Source organism: Micromonospora sp. LA-10, from assembly GCF_051853095.1.
Classification (GTDB): domain Bacteria; phylum Actinomycetota; class Actinomycetes; order Mycobacteriales; family Micromonosporaceae; genus Micromonospora; species Micromonospora echinospora_A.
The window spans coordinates 1,009,680-1,026,561 of record NZ_CP195710.1 but is presented as its reverse complement, the minus strand read 5'-3'; the positions used below and the strand labels follow the sequence as shown (position 1 = coordinate 1,026,561).

The window sequence follows — 16,882 nt, the reverse complement described above, 5'->3', positions numbered from 1 at the left end:
GCAAGGACCGTTCCTAATAAACTGGCATACTGCGAAGAATGTTGGAAACAGCGGCGCGGCTGCTGCGCCTGCTCTCGCTACTCCAGACACCCCGCGAGTGGACCGGGGCCGAACTGGCCGAACGGCTGTCGGTCAGCACCCGGACCGTTCGCAACGACGTGGACCGCCTGCGGAACCTCGGCTATCCGGTGCACGGCAGCCGGGGCGCGGTGGGCGGCTACCGACTCGGCGCCGGGGCCACGCTGCCGCCGCTGCTGCTCGACGACGAGGAAGCGGTCGCGGTGGCGATCGGGCTGCGCACTGCTGCCGGGGGCACGATCACCGGGGTCGAGGAGACCTCGTTGCGCGCGCTGGCCAAGCTGGAGCAGGTGCTACCGGCGCGACTCCAGCGTCGCGTTGACGCCCTCAAGCGGTACGCCGTCGTGGTGCCGCGGGACGACCTGGGCCCGCGGGTGGACGCGGACAGGCTGAGTGTCCTCGCCGCAGCCTGCCGGGACCACGAGCGCCTGCGATTCGGCTACCGAAGCCACGACGGCTCCGAGAGCCGGCGCGAGGTGGAACCGTACCGGCTGGTCAACTGGGGACGACGGTGGTACCTCGTCGGGTTCGACGTCGAGCGGGCCGACTGGCGAACGTTCCGGGTGGACCGGCTCCACCCACGTACCCCGACGGGCCCCCGATTCATCCCCCGCGATCTCCCCGAGGAAGCCGTCGACCAGGTACGCCGGGGCGTGTCGTCAGCCGCATGGCGGTACCGGGCCCAGGTCGTCGTGCACGCACCGGCCGAACAGCTCATCGAGCAAATCAACGCCGCCATCGGCACCATCACCCCGGTCGACGACACCCACTGTCTGCTGGACACCGGCGCCGACAGCATCGAGGCGCTCGCCGTCCACCTCGGCCTGCTCGGCGTCGACTTCACCGTGACGGAACCCGCGGAACTCGTCGAACTCGTGCGTACGCTCGCCAGCCGCTACCACCGCGCCACCACCGAACCGCGTCCGCAGGACACCTAGGCCAGGGCTGCCTCGGACCGCCCGGCACGACCCATCTTCACCATCAAGGTCGCACGGATTACCGCAGACCGACAGGACGATCCGCACACCCGAGGCATGCACTCTTCTCGGCAGAAGCAGACACCGCATCGATGTCGCAGAGCTGCCGGTAGCAACTCACCGTGGTCTCGATCAAGCCGCGTGGGTCGGCATGGTCAGGTTGACTGCGCGGGGACGTCTCGCCCCTGAGACACCTCGAAATCTCTGGAGAACCATCCGACTTCGACTCGTGCACCAGGTCTCGGCGCGCCCGGGCACCCCGTCGACCGGCGCGGCGAGCATCGGCGCGACCGGCCGGCGCAGCGCTGGGTCAGCCGGCGTGCCGGTCCCGCGCTGGGCCACGCTCACCGCCCACTCGCGGGCGTCCGAGCATCGTAGGAGCGGTTGAAGTTCCGCGGTTCGACCGGCAACCCATAGCGGGTCGTGAAGATCATGCCGGTGTCGTGCCACGCCTCGCCCACCTTCTCCCGGGCCGCCTCCTGCTGCCGATAGCGGTGCCGCAGGGCGGTAACGCAGATGGCCGGCAGCGGTAGGGGGGCGGACTCCTCGGTCTTGGGGGCTCGGTGCAGGAGTCGCCCGCGTACCCGTTGGAGCTGCTTGTCGATGACGAGGCTGATGTCGTGGCCGTCCCGACAGTGCTCGCAGATTCCTAGATCCCGCCCGGTGGTTCTTTATCCCCGGTGCCCGTCACCACGGGCACCGGCGGCGTGTTGATGGGCGCGGCTGATTGTGGAGTCGACGCTGACGCTCCAGTCGATGCGCCCGGCCGTATCGGCGGCGGCTTGCAGCCCAGCCAGGATCCGGGCCCAGGTGCCATCACGCTGCCAGTGGCGGAACCATCGATACAGCGTCGGCTGCGGGTGTAGTTGGCGGCGGGTCTTCGGCTGGGCGCGATAGCCGCTCACCTCGAGCCCTCGCCCGATATACGACCGGGCGGTGGTGTGCCGCGCACCGGGACCTGAGCGAGAATGGGCCAGTTCGAACTCTGTGCAACCCTGGAAGGACCCTCCCTTGGCCGGTGGACTCGTAGCCCTGCTGGATGACGTGGCGGTGCTGGCCCGAGCCGCTGCCGCGTCGATCGATGACATCGGGGCGGCCGCCGCGAAGGCCGGCGCCAAGGCTGCGGGCGTCGTCGTCGACGATGCTGCCGTCACGCCGCAGTACGTACGGAACCTGGCGGCCGAGCGTGAGTTGCCGATTATCAAGCGCATTGCCGTGGGGTCGCTGCGCAACAAGTTCTTCATCATCCTGCCGGCGGTGCTGCTGCTCAGTCAGTTCGTGCCCTGGCTGCTCACTCCGATCCTCATGCTCGGCGGCGTCTACCTCTGTTACGAGGGCGCGGAGAAGGTGTGGGCCAAGATCGCCCATCACGATGCCCACGGCGCGGGCGAGGAGAAGGTGCAGGACGAGACGACACTGGTGTCCGGGGCGGTACGAACCGACCTGATCCTCTCGGCGGAGATCATGGTCATCACCCTGAACGAGGTGATCGATGAGGCGTTCTGGTCCCGCCTGGTGATCCTGGCTGTCGTCGCCGTCGTCATAACCGTCCTGGTGTACGGCGTGGTGGCCCTGATCGTAAAGATGGACGACGCCGGGCTTCGCCTGTCGCAACGTTCCGGCGCCGTCGCCACGTTCGGCCGCAATCTGGTGAGGGCGATGCCGGTGGTCCTCACCGTGCTGACGGTAGTCGGCACCGCGGCGATGCTGTGGGTGGGCGGGCACATCCTGCTGCTGGGCACGAACGAGCTGAACCTGCACTTCCTGTACGAGGCCGTGCACCACGTGGAGGTCGCCGCCCACGACGCCACGGGTGTTCTCGGCGGGCTCGTCGGCTGGCTCGTCAACACGGTGGCCAGCGCGATCCTCGGGCTGATCGTCGGAGCGCTGGTCGTGCTGGTCATGACTCTCACGCTCCACCGCCGCAAATCCAAGCCTGCGGCTGCGACTGCGGCGGCCACGACTCGTACTGACGTCACCATCCCCGCTCCGCCGAGCCGTGCAGCTCAACCGCGCGACGCTCCTGCGGACCGAGCGCCGCGCGGTTGACCGCAAATCATCGCAACTCGACCACCGGGTCAGGCGTTCTGGTGCTGAACGCTCAGTACTCCAGCCGCACCTGGTGGAGTCAGAGTCTTTCGCTGGTAGTGGGCCGTTTTGGCGCGGTATTGATGTCGTCGCCATCGTGACCTGACGACGCAAAGACCGCGCCCTCGGCCGCGTCGGTGGACGGACTGACCATCCCGGGCCGTCCGCGGGCCGGTGGCCGCACCGCTCGATGCCAGACCGCCTGTCGGGTCCGCCTGAAGGCTGGGGTTGGGGCGGCGTTGACAGGAGCCCACCGGCCGTTCCGTCCGTCGCTGGAGCTGACGGGGGCAGTGTCGGTCACCTTGGCGGAGGCTCCCCACAGCTCAGTCGACAGACAGAGGCGGTACTCGACCTAGAGCCGGACCGCCCCTTCTGTCCTTAGGGTGGTGGGAGGCGCCCCCTGCAGCGGGCCGGCCGTCCGTCCCTCGTTCACGCCACGGGAGAGACACCATGACCTCCACGTTTGCCCGACGGTTGACGGGCGCGGTCGGCCAGGTCGCGTTGGGCGCGATGCTGCTCGTTGCCGGCATCGCCCACCTGACAGTCGCGCGCCAGGAGTTCTTGGCGCAGGTGCCCTCCTGGCTTCCGCTCGACGCCGATCTCGTCGTCGTCGCCTCCGGAGTGGTCGAGATCTGTCTCGGGCTGGCCCTGCTCGCGGCTTGGAGACAGCCTGTACGCGGCCTCACCGGAGCGGTCGTAGCGGCCTTCTTCGTCGCGGTCTTCCCGGGCAACATCGCTCAGTTCACCGAAGGGCGTGACGGATTCGGCCTGGATACCGACGCGGCACGGGCGGTCCGCCTGCTCTTCCAGCCGCTGCTCGTGCTCTGGGCGCTTGCCGCCACCGACGTGGTTTCCACGCTGCGCTCACTGCGCCGTCGTCCCTGAGCGTGCTGGTCTTCTCTCAGCGGGTGGAGACCCGGTAACGCGACCAACTGATTGCCGAACACCCCGAGCGGATCGGGTAGCTGTTGAGCGTCCGCGGGATCGATCAGCAAGCGCTCCGCGTGATTCTGAACTGTTCCCAGGTGCCGAAGCTGGCCGCGCGCGCCTGGATCGGGTAGTCGGGACCCAGGGTCAGATTGGCACCCGCGTACCTGGCCACAGCGGTGGGCGAGATGGTGAAGTAGCTGCCCCAGTTGGTGACGTAGAACCGCTCCCAGGAACCGATGCTGGTGGCGTTGGCCTTCAGCGGATAGTTGGTCGCGGCGAGATCCGCCCTCACGTACTTTTGGGCGGCCATCGAGTAGATGGCGTAGTCGCCATTGCTGCTCAACCAAATGAGCTTGAACTGCTCCCACGCACCGGAGCTGCTGGCGCGGGCCTGGAGCGGGGCGCCGGTGGCCGTGAGATTCGCGCTGACGTACCTGTTCGCCGCGATCGACTCCCATCGATCCTAATGGATTAGGCGACCGTGGGTCGTCGCGGGGCCCCGGTCGAGGTCTCAGCCTGCGCAATCGCCTTGTTCCGGCCAGCGCATGCCCGTGCTAACCTACCAATCGCTTGGTTGGTTGATTCGGAAGTCATGCCGGCTCCCAGACTCACGCCGAGGGAGCCGCCTCACTACGCAAGGAGACCTCGCGATGGAGGTACTCGTGGTCGGTGGAACCGGCATGATCGGGGTCCACACCGCCCTTCACCTGCGCGACCGGGGAGACAACGTCACCGTCGCCGCCCGAGGCGCGGTCGACGCGGACTCGCCCGTCGCCGGCCTGCCGGTCCTCCGCGGGGACTACACCCGCCAGACCTTCACCCGGGACGACCTGGCCCCCTTCGACGCGGTCGTCTTCGCCGCCGGGCAGGATGTGCGCCACCTGCCCCGCGACGCGGACGAGACGGCGTTCTGGAAGGAGACCCAGAGCGCGGGGGTGCCAGCCTTCGCCGCGCTCGCCAAGAGCGCCGGTGTCTCCCGCTTCGTCCAGGTCGGCAGCTACTACCACCACCTGCGACCCGACCTGGCCGACTCCAGCGCCTACGTCGCCGCCCGGCGCGACGCCGACGAGGGTGCCCGGGCGCTTGCCGACGACTCCTTCTCGGTCTGCACTCTCAACCCGCCCTCGATCATCGGCGCCATCCCCGGCATCACGGCCAAGCGCTACCGCCGCATGGTGTCCTGGGCGGCGGGTAACGAGCCGCAGATCCCCGACCACGCGCCGGCGGGCGGCACGAACTACATGTCGGCCCGGTCCCTGGCCGAGGCGATCGGCGGCGCGCTCGACCGCGGCACGTCGGGCGCGGCGTACCTCATCGGTGACGCCAACCTGACGTTCGCGCAGTTCTTCCAGCTGCTCGTCGACGCGGCCGGGGGCGACCGCACCATCGCCGAGCTCGACGAGCCGCACCCCTTCATGCCCGACTCGATGATCGTCCAGGGCCGCGGGAATGTCCTCGCCTATGAACCGGATCCGGCCGAGACCGCTCTGCTCGGCTACACCCGCGGCGACTGCGAGCGTGCCGTCGCCGAGCTCGTCCAGGTCGTGCGCGCGGCGACCGCTCCCGCAGCGTGAGCGGTCTCGACGCGGCCGACCTCACCGCGTTGCGCGCGCTCTCCGAGACGTACGCCGCGGCCACCGACGACCGTGACGCGGCAGCGGTGGGGGAGCTGTTCATACCGGAGGGTGTCCTGGTGGTCCCCGAGCCGCCGGCGCACCTCGACCCGCACGTGTCGCATGTCGGCCGCGCCGCTGTCGTGGCCACGTTCGGGGCACTCGCCGGCACGCTGGCGACGACCCACGTCGTGGCCGGGGCGCGCTACCTGCCAACGGCGGCCGGAGCCCGTGGCCGGGTCCGCGGCACGGCCCACCACGTGCTTCCCGCTCGTGACGGGCCTTCGGACCTCGTCTGGTTCCTGCACTACGACGACGAGTACGCGCGCACCGACGAAGGATGGGCTTTCACCCGTCGCGCGTTGACCATCAACTGGATCGAACGCCACCGCGTCTCCGTGGTCAGGGCCGACGAGGAAGGAACCGGCAGATGAGCGCCACCCGCAGGCTCGCGGACCAGATCGCGGTCGTCACCGGCGGCGCCCTCGGCATCGGCGGCGGCATCTCCCGCCGTCTCGCCGCCGCGGGCGCCCACGTCGTCCTCGTCGACATCGACGGGCACGCCGCCGCCGATACCGCCGCCGACATCCGTGGCGCCGGCGGCGAGGTCGAGGTCGTCCTCGCCGACGTACGCACCGCCGACGGTGTCGCCGCCGCGGTGGCCGCCGCGGCTGCCGTCGACTCGGGGCGGGTCGACGTGCTCGTCAACAACGTCGGCGACTTCCGCCCGGCCTCCAAGACCTTCCTGCACTCGACGCCGCAGCAGTGGCAGGCGCTCTACGAGATCAACCTGTGGCACGTGCTCGCGATGACGCATGCGCTGCTGCCCGGCATGGTCGATCGGGGCCGCGGGGCCATCGTCAACAACTCGACCGTCGAGGCCTTCCGCGGTATCCCGGCGTGCGCCCCGTACTCCGCCTACAACGCCGGGGTCAGCGCCTTCACCAGGAGTCTCGCCGTCGAGGTCGCCGGCCACGGGGTACGGGTCAACGCGATCGCGCCCGACCTCGCCGACACGCCCCAGACGCCGGCCGCGGCGATGCTGCGCGGACGCGACCCGGAGCTCATCCGTACGTGGATTCCCGTCGGGCGCTTCGGCGAGCCCGACGACTACGCCGCCGTCGTCGAGTTCCTCGCCAGCGACGACGCCCGTTTCGTCACCGGGCACACGATCCCCGTCGACGGAGGGACGCTGGCCGCGTCGGGCTGGTACGCGCGTACCGACCGCAAGGGCTGGTCGAACATGCCCAACGAGGCGTGACCGTGGACGCCGGGGCCGGACGTCGGGCCCCGGCGTCCACGGCCGTGCTCAGTTTCGGCGGTCGAGACCGAAGAGCTCAGCTGCCGCCGCGAGCTGGTCGAGGTACTCGGCCAGGTCACGGTGCCGTACGACGAGGTTGACCACAGTGGCCCCCGCCTCGCCGATCCGGCCGACGAGGTCGAGCGCGGCCTCGGGGGCGCCCGTCGGGTCGAGGCGGGCCGGGGGCGTGATGAGGACGTCGAACCCCTCCGGCAGGTCGTGCTCGGCGAGCATCCGCGGCAGCGTCTCCAGGTCCGGCCCGCGATACGTGACCGGGGCCGGCGCCCACCCGTCGCCCAGGGTGACGGCCCGCCGCAGAGCACGCCTGCTGTGGCCACCGACCCAGATCGGGACCTTCTCCTGAACGGCGTGCGGGCTGATCACCTGGTCGGTGAAGTGGTAGTACTCCCCATGGTAGGTCGCGAGCCGTACCGACAGGGACGCCCGCAGGGCCCGCAGGGCGTCGTCGGCCCGTGGCCCGCGGTCGGCGAACGGGCGCCCGAGCAGCGCGAACTCCTCCTCCAGGTTGCCGACGCCGACGCCGAGGACGACCCGTCCGCCACTGAGGTGGTCGAGGGTGCCGTACCGCTTGGCCAACTCCAGCGGATGGTGCAGCCCCAGCACGAGCACGTACGGCAGGAAGCGGATCCGCTCGGTGATCGCCGCGAGGTACGAGAACGTCGCGACCGGGTCGTAGAAGCGCTCACCCCGCGCCAGCCCCGGTGACACGCTGACGTGCTCCGGGCAGGTGAAGAACTCGTACCCGAGCCGGTCGGCGGTCGTGAAGACGGTCCGCAGTTCGGCGACCCCGGCCTCGGCCTCCCACGGGGGCCGGGGCCCGGAGTCGGCCAGGACCGGGGAGCTGAGGCCGATCCGCACGGCCTCAGGCCTCGGAGTCGACGGCGCGGGCGAGCAGGTCGCGGCCCTCGTCGGTGCCGTCGAGCTGGCGGTTCCAGCGGTGGGTGACCTTCCAGCCCTCGTCGGTGCGGGTGAACTCCCACCGGTTGGAGCCGGTACGCCAGATCCGGTAGCCGTTCTGGTCGGGAGCGCTGAGCACGAGCTGCGAGTAGTTCGTCACCACGGCCCGGTCGCCGTCGACGACGATGTGCGGCAGCCCCATGAGGTGGGCGGCACCGGAGTTGATCAGGGCCTGGTGCCGCTCACCGTTGACCATGCCGCGCAGCGCGTCCCGGCCGTTGAGCACGACCGGGAAGGTGTCGTACACGCCCTCCTCGGTCCACAACTGGGCGGTGATCTCGGCCGAGCCGCTGTCCACTGCGGGGCCGTAGCTGGCCACGATCCGCCAGAGGGCGAGTTGGTCCTCGGCCGCGGCGAGGCGTCGCTCGGCCTGTTCGAGGCGCGCCTCGATCAGGGCGAGCCGGTCGGGCTGCGAGTCGCTCATGGTGGGTTCCTTTCGATCGGGCCTCGCCGGCCGAGCCGGTCGGCGGCCGGTCAGGTAGTGGACGGGTTCGTCTCGAAGCGTTCCGGGGCGAGTTCGCGCAGCGCGGCCATCTGCTCGAGGTGGTGAGCCGCCGAGGTGGCCACGAGGCTCGCGTTGACAGCGGTCGCCCCGACGGCGTCGGCCGTGCGCAGGTGCTCGCGGGAGCCGTCCGGGTCCCCGAGCGGGTCCAGCGGCGGAATCTGCAGCACGAGGTCGAAGCCGTCCGGGCGTTCCACGGAGTTCCAGATGCGGCTCAGCTCCCGCGGCCCGAGGCCGAACGGCGCCCACCCGGTGCCGTACTCCACGGCGCGGCGCAGCGAGCGGCGGGTGCGTCCGCCGATCCAGATCGGGACCGTGGTGCGCGGCGCGTGCGGTTCGACGACGAAGTCGGTGAACGTGAAGTGGGGCCCCTCGTGGTGCGGCACGGCCCTGCCCCACGCCGCGCGCAGGGCCGTGATCGCCTCGTCCGCGATCGCGCCGCGCGCGGCGAACTCGGCGCCGAGCAGGTCGAACTCCTCTTCGAGGCTGCCGACTCCGATCCCGAGGACGACGCGCCCGCCGCTGAGCAGGTCGAGGGTGCCGTAGGTCTTGGCGAGGGCGAGCGGATGGTGGTAGCCGATGACGACCACGTTCGTCGCGAGCCGGACGCGGCGCGTCGCCGAGGCGAGGAACGACAGCGTGGCCACGGGGTCGAAGTACGTCGCGCCCCGCTCGGCGGCGATCGGGGCGGGCACGGCGACGTGCTCGCTGCATGTCAGGTGGTGGTAGCCCAGGTCGTCGGCGGCGCGGGCGACGGCCAGCAGCGCGCCGCCGACGTCGGGGCCGGACAGGACGTCCCGTTCCCAGGCGGCCGCGGTGCGCGGATGCTGGACGACGACCGGGGTGAGCAGTCCGATGCGTGCGGTCATGACAGGGTCTCCGATCCGGCGACGCCGCGCGTCGCGCTGGTGGGGCCGCCGGTCGCGGGCGGGGCGCCGGCCGCGGCACTGGTCGGGATGAGCCGGAGGCGTTCGAGCAACGCGCCGAAGTCCTCGTCGTCGTCCGGGTCGAGCGGCAGCCCGAGCCCGAGCCCGTCGGCGATCCCGCCGTAGGCCTGCCCGAGCACGTTCGGCAGCTCGGCGTAGGTGCCGTGCGGGATGAGCGTGGCCAGCGTCTCGTCGTCGAGGGTGCCGGCGAGTCCGGTCCAGCGCCCGGAGGCGGCCATCGCGGCGAGCTGTTCGCCGACCCGGCCCAGGCCGAGCCGGTCCAGGGTGGTGCGGTAGGCGGGAGTGGAGAAGAGGAACGCCAGCTCCTGGCGGGCGGAGTCGCGGCTCGCGGCGAGCGCGGCCGGCGTCGCACCGGTGATCGACTTGGACACGACGACGACCCGGGGGAGCGCGGCGCGTCCGGCCCGCTCGGCCCCGGCGCGCAGCGCCGGGAGTACGACGGTGCGCAGGTGACTCGGGTGCGAGTTCGTCGCGTGGGTGACGAAGCCGTCGGCGAGTTCGCCGGCCACCTCGCAGACCCGCCGGTTGACCCCGCCAGTGTAGAGCGCCGGGGCCGCGGTCGGCAGCGGACCGGGATTGAAGTACGGCTGGAGCCGGGTGAAGCGGTAGTGACTGCCCTCGTGCTCCAGGGGCTCGCCGGTGCTGAACGCGGCGAAGATCGCCCGGATCGAGGCGAGGTAGTCGCGCAGGTTCTCGGCCGGCCGATCCCACGGCACTGAGAAGCGGCCGACGATGTTGCCGCGTACCTGGGTGGCCAGACCGAGCTGGAAGCGGCCCTCGGAGAACCGTGCGAGGTCCCACGCGGCGTACGCGGTGATCATCGGGCTGCGGGGGAAGGCGAGCGTCATGCTGGTGCGTACGGTGATCCGGCTGGTGTGCTCGGCCGCGAGCAGCGCGACCGCCAGGGAGTCGTGCGTCGTCTCGGGGATGTGCACGGTGTCGAAGCCGAGCCGTTCGATGCGCGCCACGACCTCGGGCACCTCGCGCAGCGCCGTCGTCGGCGGCAGCGTCGTGGTCAGTTCCATCGGGGTGGCGGGTGTCTGGGGTGTCGTCACGGGATGCGGCCCGCCAGGGTGGCGTCGACGACCTCGTCGCCGTTGACGATCCGGGCGAGCTTCTCCAGCCGGGGCGCGCGCCGCAGGTGGGCTCCGCCCTCGACGGGCAGGCAGGCGCCGGTGATCCATGAGGAGCCGGGACCGCACAGGAAGCGGACCGCTGCGGCGACGTCCTCGGCGCGCCCGATGCGCGACAGGGGCTTCTCGGCGACTGTCGCGGCGGCCAGTTCGGGGTCGGCCAGCAGCAGGCCCGGGTTGTCCCCGTCGGTGGCGACGATGCCGGGGCGTACGACGTTGACCCGTACCGCGAGGTGGCCGAGCTCGTCGGCGGCGACCCGGACGAGCGCCTCCAGCGCTGCCTTGCTCACCGAGTACGACGGCATGAACGGGAAGGAGTGTCCGCCCGCGCTCGACGAGGTGCACACGATCGCGCCCCCGCCGCGGGCGGCGAGGGCCTGCCCGCCGTGCCGGATGGCGTGCAGCGCCGTGGTGACGTTGCGCCGGAAGTCGTGTTCGAGGGTCTCGGCGTCGAGGGCGAGCACGGGACGGAAGGTGCCGCCGCCGACAGTGGTGACGACGGCCGCCAGCGGGGTCTCGTCGGCGACGCGTACCGCGAGGGCGACGTCCTGCTCCTGGGTGGAGTCGCCGGCGCTGATCCGTACCGGTGGTGCTCCGGGGGTGGCTGCGGCGATCGTCTCGGCCGCCGCCCGCAGCGTCGCCTCGGTCCGTCCCATGATCGTCACGGCGGCGCCGTCGGCGGCCAGCGCGGCGGCGATGGCGCGGCCGAAGCCGCCGCCCCCGCCGATGACGAGCGCGCCGCGGCCGGCGAGCGGGCCGGGTCGGGCGGTGGTCGGGTGGGGATCCGTGCTCATGCCTGCTCCCTCGACGGTCGGCGGAACTTCTCCCGCGTCGACGGGTCGTCCATGAGGACGAAGGTGCCGGTGGCCGTGACGCATGTCAGGTCCCCGACGCGCAGCTCGCCGGAGCTGCGCACCTTGCGTCCGTCGCGTCCGTCGTGCCGGGCCAGGATCGTGATCGTCGAGCCGATCGGGATGGCCGCGCGGAAGGAGAGTTCGAGCCCGACGGTCACCGCGGCGTAGCCGGCCCGGGCGTTGGCGATGCCGAGGGCGTGGTCCATGAGCATGGCCGAGGTGCCGCCGTGCACGTGCCCGGGTGGCCCCTGGAAGGCGAGCCTCAGGGTGACCTCTCCGCGCAGTGAGCCGTCCGGCTGGACCCAGAGGGCCACCGGCGGCGACAGCGGGTTCTCGGTGCCGCCGGCGGGGTCGAAGCGGCCCGGGCCGGGCCGGTGCCACATCGTCGCGATCCGCTCGGGGAGGTCCGGGGCGTGGGCGTCGATCCGGGCGGTGAGCGCGTCGAGGTCGGCCACGATCCGGTCGGCGTGAGGATCGACGGCATCGCCGGCGCGGGTGATCGCGTCGATGAGCCGGCGGGTGGCCGAGGCGACCGCGTCGATGCCGGTGTCGCGGGGCTGTGCCGTGGCGAGGGGGGCTTCCACCGTGCGGACTCCTTCGGCCGACTCAAGGCAATCAAGCGCTTGCTTGATGCGCACCTTAGCGACCCGATCGCACGCTGGCAACGGTTGCCCGCCGCGCGCCGTTCCTTGTCGATCATGCTGCCGTTCGCCCTATTGACGTGCCCGCACGCTGCCCCTACGGTTCCCAATCGAGCGCTTGTTTGGATCGCGATCGGCCGCAACACCGCCAGCCTCGGGCGCGGATGCCGATCAGTTCCGGACAGGCGCTCCACACCAGCGCCGCCATCCACCACCTCCATGACCGTCGCGCCCGCACGGCCGCCGCCGAACGGCCCGGCCGCCCCGGGAACCCGCCGGGTGAGCCGCGGAGCCGCTCCCGCTCTCGGGCCGAAGGTCAGGAAAGGACCATTGTGTCTCGCCTCCCGCGCCGCCGACGCTTCGCCGTCGCCGTGAGCCTGCTCGCCGTCACCCTCGCCGTCGGAGCCTGCTCTGCCACCCCGACAAGCGACCCCGGTGCCACCACGGGTGAGATCGACCCCAACGCCGTCCTGCGGGTGACGGCCTCGTCGCCGTTCCAGAACCTCGACCCGGCGCAGCCGGCCCCCGGCGGCTACCCCTACCTCACGCTGATCTACGACCGGCTCACCATGGTCGACTCCACCGACCAGGTCGTCCCCGGCCTGGCCAAGAAGTGGACCTACGCCGAGGACGGCTCCCACCTCGAACTCGCCCTGCGCGACGACGTCAAGTTCCACGACGGGACGCCCTTCGACGCCAACGCCGTCAAGGTCAACATCGAGCGCGGCCAGACGCTGCCCACGAGCACCATCAAGCAGGACCTCGCCAGCATCACCGGCGTCACAGTCGTCGACGCGCACACCGTGCGCCTCAACCTCAAGCCGGGCACCGGCGCCGTGCTCCCCTCGGCCCTGGCCACCGCCGCCGGGATGATGGTCTCGCCCAAGGCGATCGCCGACGGCGTCGACCTCAAGCGCGCCCCGGGCAAGGCCGGCTCGGGCCCGTACGTCGCCACCGAGTTCATCCCCAACGAGAAGTACGTCCTCAAGCGCGCCGAGGGCACCTACTGGGACCCCAACGCCGGACGCCTCGCCGGGATGGAGATCACCCGGGTCCCCGAGGGCGCCACCCGGCTCAACGGCGTCATCAGCGGTCAGACCGACCTCAGCTTCGTCTCCTCGGCCAACGAGATCACCCAGGCCCGCCAGCTCGGCGAGGACGGCCAGCTCAAGGTGACCACCCGCCCGTTCCGCAACGTCCTCGGCATCCTGCTGCGCGCCAACATGGGCGACCTGAAGGACAAGCGGGTCCGTGAGGCCATCGCCCGCTCGATCGACCCGGCCGCCATCCGCGCGCTCTTCGCCGACACCTGCACGCCGACCCGCAGCATCTACCCGAACAGCCCGTGGGAGGACCCGGCGGCGACCTACCCGTACGAGTTCGACATGGCCAAGGCCAAGGCGCTGATCGCCGAGGCCGGCGGGGCCAAGGTGTCGATCAGCTTCTCCGCCGGCACCAACACCGAGCAGCCCGCCACCGCCATCCAGGCCGCCATGTCCCAGGCCGGCATCGACGCGAAGCTCAACCCGACGCCGAACTCGGAGACCGAGGCCCGCTTCATCGCCGGCGACTTCGAGCTCGAGGTTTCAAACACCTTCAACCCGCGTCTGGACCCGGCGGGCACTGTCGACAACTACCTCACCGGCAACTACAAGCTCGCCACCGACCCCGAGGCCATCGGCCCGATCGCGGCCAAGGCCGCCGACCCCCGCTCCAGCGTCGAGGAGCGCGCCAAGCAGTACCACCAGCTGTGGGAGCGGCTGTTCAGCGAGGCGTGGTTCATCCCGCTCTGCAACCTCACCAGCGCCACCATCGCCTCCCCGAAGGTCGTCGGGGCCGAGCAGCTGCCGTGGACCAACCTCGGCCTGTTCGACCTGCGGACCGTCGCGATGACGAAGGGCTGAGTGTCAGGTCCCGGCCGCCCGCCACCGCGGGCGGCCGACCCGAAGAAAGGTAGCCAGAGCCAGTGAACCGTCCCACCGCAGCCACCCCGCTCCTGCCCGCCCTGTCCCGCCTGCTCGACGAGCAGCCGGACCTCACCCTCACCCTCGCCGGCGCCTCGTTCACAGTGGCCGAGCTCGATGCCGGGTCGCGTCGCCTCGCCGGGTTCCTCGCCGACCGCGTCGCTCCCGGCGACCGGGTCGTCGTCCTCGCCCGCAACGGCCGCCTGGCTCTGCTCTCCTGGTGGGCGACGACGCTCCGCGGCGGTTTCGTCGTCCCGCTCAACACGAGCAACCGCGGCCCCGTACTGGCCCACCAGGTGCTCGACGCCGATCCGGTCGCGATGATCGTCGAGGACGAGTTCGTGCCCGTCCTGGACGACGCCCTCGCCGGCACGGGGCTGCAGGTGCCGGTCCTCGTCGGCGCTCCCGAGGTCGGCCGGACCTCCTCGGGCCCGGCGCCCGCCTGGGCCACCGAGGTCGTCGACTTCGACGCCGCCGTCGCTGAGGGCTCGGCGGTGACGACCACCCCGGACCTCGACGCGTACGCCACCAGCCACCTCATCTACACGGCCGGCACGACCGGGCCGTCCAAGGCGTGCATGGTCAGCCACGGCTACGTGGCGAACATGGCCCGCCAGATGCACGAGAACCTGGAACGCCGCTCCGACGACGTCCTGTGGACGGCGATGCCGCTGTTCCACATGGCCGCCGTCGGGCACGTCATGGGTTCGCTCCAGCTCGGCTCGGCCATCGACCTCGCGTCGCGCTTCTCGGTCCGGGGCTTCTGGGACGAGATCCTGCGCAGCCGCGCGACGATGGCCGCGCTCATGGGCTCGATGCTGCCGATGATCGCCGGCGCCCCCGACTCCGAGGCCACCCGCGAGGCCTTCGGCCGGCTGCGCGTGGTGTCCGGCTCGCCGGTCACGCCCGAGCTCGCCGCCCGCTGGACGGAGCGCTTCGGCGTCGAACGGGTCGGCTCGGGCGCCTACGGTCTGACCGAGGCCTGCCTGATCACCCTCACCCCACCCGGTGGCTACCGCGCCGGGAGCGCGGGCAAGATCAACGACTCCTTCGAGGTACGCATCGTCGACGAGCACGACAACCCGCTGCCCGTCGGCGAGGTCGGCGAGATCGTCGCCCGTCCCAACCGTCCGGCGATCATGTTCAACGGTTACTGGCGTGAGCCGGAGAAGACGCTGGAGGTCTTCCGCGGTCTGTGGTTCCACTGCGGTGACTACGGCCGCCTCGACGAGGACGGCTACCTCTACTTCGTCGACCGTGGCAAGGACTACCTGCGCCGCGGCGGCGAGAACATCTCCAGCTTCGAGATCGAGGGCGTCGTCGCGACCCACCCGGCCGTCGGCGAGGTCGCCGTCCACGCGGTCCCCTCCCCGCTGGCCGAGGACGACCTCAAGGTGACTGTGGTGCCCGCGCCCGGCGCGGAGATCGACCCCGCCGAGCTCTTCGAGTGGCTGCACCCGCGCATCCCGCGCTACGCCGTCCCCTCCCACATCGAGGTCCGCGCCGAACTGCCCAAGAACGCCGTCGGGCGGGTCCTCAAGCGGGTCCTGCGCGAGGAGGGCGTGACTCCGCAGACGTGGAGCACGGACCCCCGTGCCGTGACCGGCCTCCCGGTCCCGGCCGGCACCAGGGAACAGGCGTGAGCGCGGTGCCCGGCCGGCGGTCTGAAGGGCCGCTGGCCGGCCTGCGCCTCCTTGAACTCGGTGGGCAGGGGCCGGTGCCGTTCGCGACGATGATGCTCGCCGACCTGGGTGCCCAGGTGGTACGGGTCGACCCGCCCGGCGAGCCCGACCGGCGGGAACGCGCGCAGGTGAACGCGATCGACCGGGGCCGTACGACAGTCACGCTCGACCTGAAGTCCGAGGCCGACCGGGCGCTCGTGCACCGGCTGCTCGCCGACGCGGACGTGCTGCTCGACCCGTTCCGGCCCGGGGTGCTCGAACGTCTCGGCCTGGACCCGGCCGAACTCACCGAGCGGTACCCGCGCCTGGTCGTGGCGCGGATGACCGGCTGGGGCCAGGACGGCCCGCTCGCCGCGGCCGCCGGGCACGACCTCAACTACATCGCCGTCTCCGGGGTGCTCGACACGATCGGCCTGCCCGACACCGGCCCTGTCGTGCCGCCGATGTATCTGGCCGACTTCGCCGGCGGCGGCATGGTGCTGGCCTTCGGCGTGCTGGCCGCCCTGCAGGAGCGTGTCTCCTCCGGGCGTGGGCAGGTCGTGGACGCCTCGATGCTCGAGGGCAGCGCGCTGCTCACCGTCGTCATCCACTCGATGCACGCGCGGGGGGCCTGGAACCTCACCCGTGGCACGAACTACCTCGACGGTGGGGCGCACTTCTACCGGGTGTACCGCACCGCCGACGACAAGTTCATGTCCGTGGCGGCCATCGAGGCGAAGTTCTACCGCACGTTCCTGCGTACCCTCGGCCTCGATCCGGAGGACGGGCCGGGGCAGTTCGACGAGTCGGGGTGGGCCGGCTGGGCCGAGCGGATCGCGTCGGTCTTCGCCGGACGCACCCGGCAGGAGTGGACCGGCGTCTTCGAGGGCGTCGACGCGTGCGTGCATCCGGTGCTGGACATCGCCGAGTCGGCCGAGCACCCGCAGGTGCGTGCCCGGGGCGGCGTCGTCGAGGTCGAGGGGGTCGCTCAGCCGGCCCCGACGCCCCGGTTCTCGCGTACGCCGGCGGGCGTCCCACGGGCCCCGCGGCGCCGTGGTGAGGACACCGGCCGGGTGCGCTCTGCGCTCGCCGCGAGCAGCCCATGGGAAGCGTTGTCAAGGTCTTGACCTGCGGCAAGCCTCACTCTACGCTTCGACCAAGCGCTTGCTTGATTGCTGCCTCGCATTCGACGACGGACGAGACGGAGCAAACGTCA

The 16,882-nt window shown here is 71.5% G+C and carries 16 protein-coding genes and 1 pseudogene; 9 read left to right on the top strand and 8 right to left on the bottom strand.

The window, feature by feature from the left end; translation table 11 throughout:
* The first annotated feature begins 38 nt into the window (after window positions 1-38).
* Window positions 39-1,016: a helix-turn-helix transcriptional regulator gene (locus ACSDG8_RS04900; protein WP_210890733.1), complete on the top strand. Its 978-nt coding sequence runs from the start codon at window positions 39-41 to the stop codon at window positions 1,014-1,016.
* Between the two features lie 731 nt (window positions 1,017-1,747).
* Here the strand turns inward: ACSDG8_RS04900 and ACSDG8_RS04895 are convergent.
* A pseudogene (locus tag ACSDG8_RS04895) lies at window positions 1,748-1,882 on the bottom strand (IS5 family transposase); the annotation flags it as partial.
* A 184-nt stretch (window positions 1,883-2,066) separates the two neighbouring features.
* Here ACSDG8_RS04895 and ACSDG8_RS04890 point away from each other — a divergent pair.
* Both ACSDG8_RS04890 and ACSDG8_RS04885 read left to right on the top strand, forming a co-directional pair.
* Window positions 2,067-3,104 carry a DUF808 domain-containing protein gene (locus ACSDG8_RS04890; protein ID WP_439427688.1) on the top strand — a complete coding sequence of 346 codons (1,038 nt, stop codon included), beginning with the start codon at window positions 2,067-2,069 and terminating at the stop codon, window positions 3,102-3,104.
* Between the two features lie 489 nt (window positions 3,105-3,593).
* Window positions 3,594-4,028: a DoxX family protein gene (locus tag ACSDG8_RS04885; protein WP_210890746.1), complete on the top strand. Its 435-nt coding sequence runs from the start codon at window positions 3,594-3,596 to the stop codon at window positions 4,026-4,028.
* Between the two features lie 103 nt (window positions 4,029-4,131).
* Here ACSDG8_RS04885 and ACSDG8_RS04880 read toward each other — a convergent pair whose 3' ends face one another.
* Window positions 4,132-4,416, bottom strand: a complete 285-nt coding sequence (locus ACSDG8_RS04880) for a fascin domain-containing protein (protein WP_439427687.1) — start codon at window positions 4,414-4,416, stop codon at window positions 4,132-4,134.
* Between the two features lie 307 nt (window positions 4,417-4,723).
* On the opposite strand from ACSDG8_RS04880, the gene ACSDG8_RS04875 reads away from it, so the two are divergent.
* From ACSDG8_RS04875 to ACSDG8_RS04865, 3 genes are read left to right on the top strand one after another with little or no spacing between them, the layout of a single operon-like run.
* The gene (locus ACSDG8_RS04875; protein WP_210890750.1) at window positions 4,724-5,647 is read left to right on the top strand and encodes an NAD-dependent epimerase/dehydratase family protein; all 924 of its coding nucleotides are present in this window, start codon (window positions 4,724-4,726) and stop codon (window positions 5,645-5,647) included.
* A complete protein-coding gene (locus ACSDG8_RS04870; RefSeq protein WP_210890752.1) occupies window positions 5,644-6,120 on the top strand; it encodes a nuclear transport factor 2 family protein in 477 nt (158 codons plus the stop codon). The genes ACSDG8_RS04875 and ACSDG8_RS04870 overlap by 4 nt, the downstream gene beginning before the upstream one ends.
* Window positions 6,117-6,947 carry an SDR family NAD(P)-dependent oxidoreductase gene (locus tag ACSDG8_RS04865; RefSeq protein ID WP_210890754.1) on the top strand — a complete coding sequence of 277 codons (831 nt, stop codon included), beginning with the start codon at window positions 6,117-6,119 and terminating at the stop codon, window positions 6,945-6,947. The genes ACSDG8_RS04870 and ACSDG8_RS04865 overlap by 4 nt, the downstream gene beginning before the upstream one ends.
* A 48-nt stretch (window positions 6,948-6,995) precedes the next feature.
* Here ACSDG8_RS04865 and ACSDG8_RS04860 read toward each other — a convergent pair whose 3' ends face one another.
* Genes ACSDG8_RS04860 through ACSDG8_RS04835 form a run of 6 tightly spaced genes read right to left on the bottom strand, consistent with a single transcriptional unit; the run spans window position 6,996 to window position 11,984 of the window.
* A complete protein-coding gene (locus ACSDG8_RS04860; protein WP_210890756.1) occupies window positions 6,996-7,865 on the bottom strand; it encodes a TIGR03619 family F420-dependent LLM class oxidoreductase in 870 nt (289 codons plus the stop codon).
* A 4-nt stretch (window positions 7,866-7,869) separates the two neighbouring features.
* Window positions 7,870-8,388, bottom strand: coding sequence for a nuclear transport factor 2 family protein (locus tag ACSDG8_RS04855; protein WP_210890757.1), 519 nt, complete (start codon window positions 8,386-8,388; stop codon window positions 7,870-7,872).
* A gap of 50 nt (window positions 8,389-8,438) precedes the next feature.
* Window positions 8,439-9,335 (bottom strand): LLM class F420-dependent oxidoreductase, encoded by an 897-nt coding sequence (locus ACSDG8_RS04850; RefSeq protein WP_210890759.1) that lies wholly within the window; start codon window positions 9,333-9,335, stop codon window positions 8,439-8,441.
* Window positions 9,332-10,468, bottom strand: a complete 1,137-nt coding sequence (locus ACSDG8_RS04845; protein ID WP_210890761.1) for a TIGR03617 family F420-dependent LLM class oxidoreductase — start codon at window positions 10,466-10,468, stop codon at window positions 9,332-9,334. Before ACSDG8_RS04845 ends, ACSDG8_RS04850 begins: the two co-directional genes overlap by 4 nt.
* Window positions 10,465-11,340: an SDR family NAD(P)-dependent oxidoreductase gene (locus ACSDG8_RS04840; protein ID WP_210890763.1), complete on the bottom strand. Its 876-nt coding sequence runs from the start codon at window positions 11,338-11,340 to the stop codon at window positions 10,465-10,467. The genes ACSDG8_RS04845 and ACSDG8_RS04840 overlap by 4 nt, the downstream gene beginning before the upstream one ends.
* Window positions 11,337-11,984 carry a PaaI family thioesterase gene (locus tag ACSDG8_RS04835; protein WP_439427686.1) on the bottom strand — a complete coding sequence of 216 codons (648 nt, stop codon included), beginning with the start codon at window positions 11,982-11,984 and terminating at the stop codon, window positions 11,337-11,339. The genes ACSDG8_RS04840 and ACSDG8_RS04835 overlap by 4 nt, the downstream gene beginning before the upstream one ends.
* Before the next feature lie 389 nt (window positions 11,985-12,373).
* Between ACSDG8_RS04835 and ACSDG8_RS04830 the strand changes: the two genes are divergently transcribed.
* The 3 genes from ACSDG8_RS04830 (at window position 12,374) to ACSDG8_RS04820 (ending at window position 16,793) form a co-directional block, all read left to right on the top strand.
* Window positions 12,374-13,945 (top strand): ABC transporter substrate-binding protein, encoded by a 1,572-nt coding sequence (locus ACSDG8_RS04830; protein ID WP_210890767.1) that lies wholly within the window; start codon window positions 12,374-12,376, stop codon window positions 13,943-13,945.
* Between the two features lie 62 nt (window positions 13,946-14,007).
* On the top strand, window positions 14,008-15,648 hold the full coding sequence (locus ACSDG8_RS04825; protein WP_210890769.1) for an AMP-binding protein: 1,641 nt from the start codon (window positions 14,008-14,010) through the stop codon (window positions 15,646-15,648).
* A complete protein-coding gene (locus ACSDG8_RS04820) occupies window positions 15,645-16,793 on the top strand; it encodes a CaiB/BaiF CoA transferase family protein (RefSeq protein ID WP_307856162.1) in 1,149 nt (382 codons plus the stop codon). The genes ACSDG8_RS04825 and ACSDG8_RS04820 overlap by 4 nt, the downstream gene beginning before the upstream one ends.
* Window positions 16,794-16,882 lie beyond the last annotated feature (89 nt).

Excerpts from the sequence above, each read along its gene's own strand:
- ACSDG8_RS04855 (WP_210890757.1), bottom strand. The coding sequence starts at position 8,388 with ATGAGCGACTCGCAGCCCGACCGGCTCGCCCTGATCGAGGCGCGCCTC.
- ACSDG8_RS04840 (WP_210890763.1), bottom strand. The coding sequence starts at position 11,340 with ATGAGCACGGATCCCCACCCGACCACCGCCCGACCCGGCCCGCTCGCC.
- ACSDG8_RS04865 (WP_210890754.1), top strand. The coding sequence starts at position 6,117 with ATGAGCGCCACCCGCAGGCTCGCGGACCAGATCGCGGTCGTCACCGGC.
- ACSDG8_RS04850 (WP_210890759.1), bottom strand. The coding sequence starts at position 9,335 with ATGACCGCACGCATCGGACTGCTCACCCCGGTCGTCGTCCAGCATCCG.
- ACSDG8_RS04900 (WP_210890733.1), top strand. The coding sequence starts at position 39 with ATGTTGGAAACAGCGGCGCGGCTGCTGCGCCTGCTCTCGCTACTCCAG.
- ACSDG8_RS04885 (WP_210890746.1), top strand. The coding sequence starts at position 3,594 with ATGACCTCCACGTTTGCCCGACGGTTGACGGGCGCGGTCGGCCAGGTC.
- ACSDG8_RS04875 (WP_210890750.1), top strand. The coding sequence starts at position 4,724 with ATGGAGGTACTCGTGGTCGGTGGAACCGGCATGATCGGGGTCCACACC.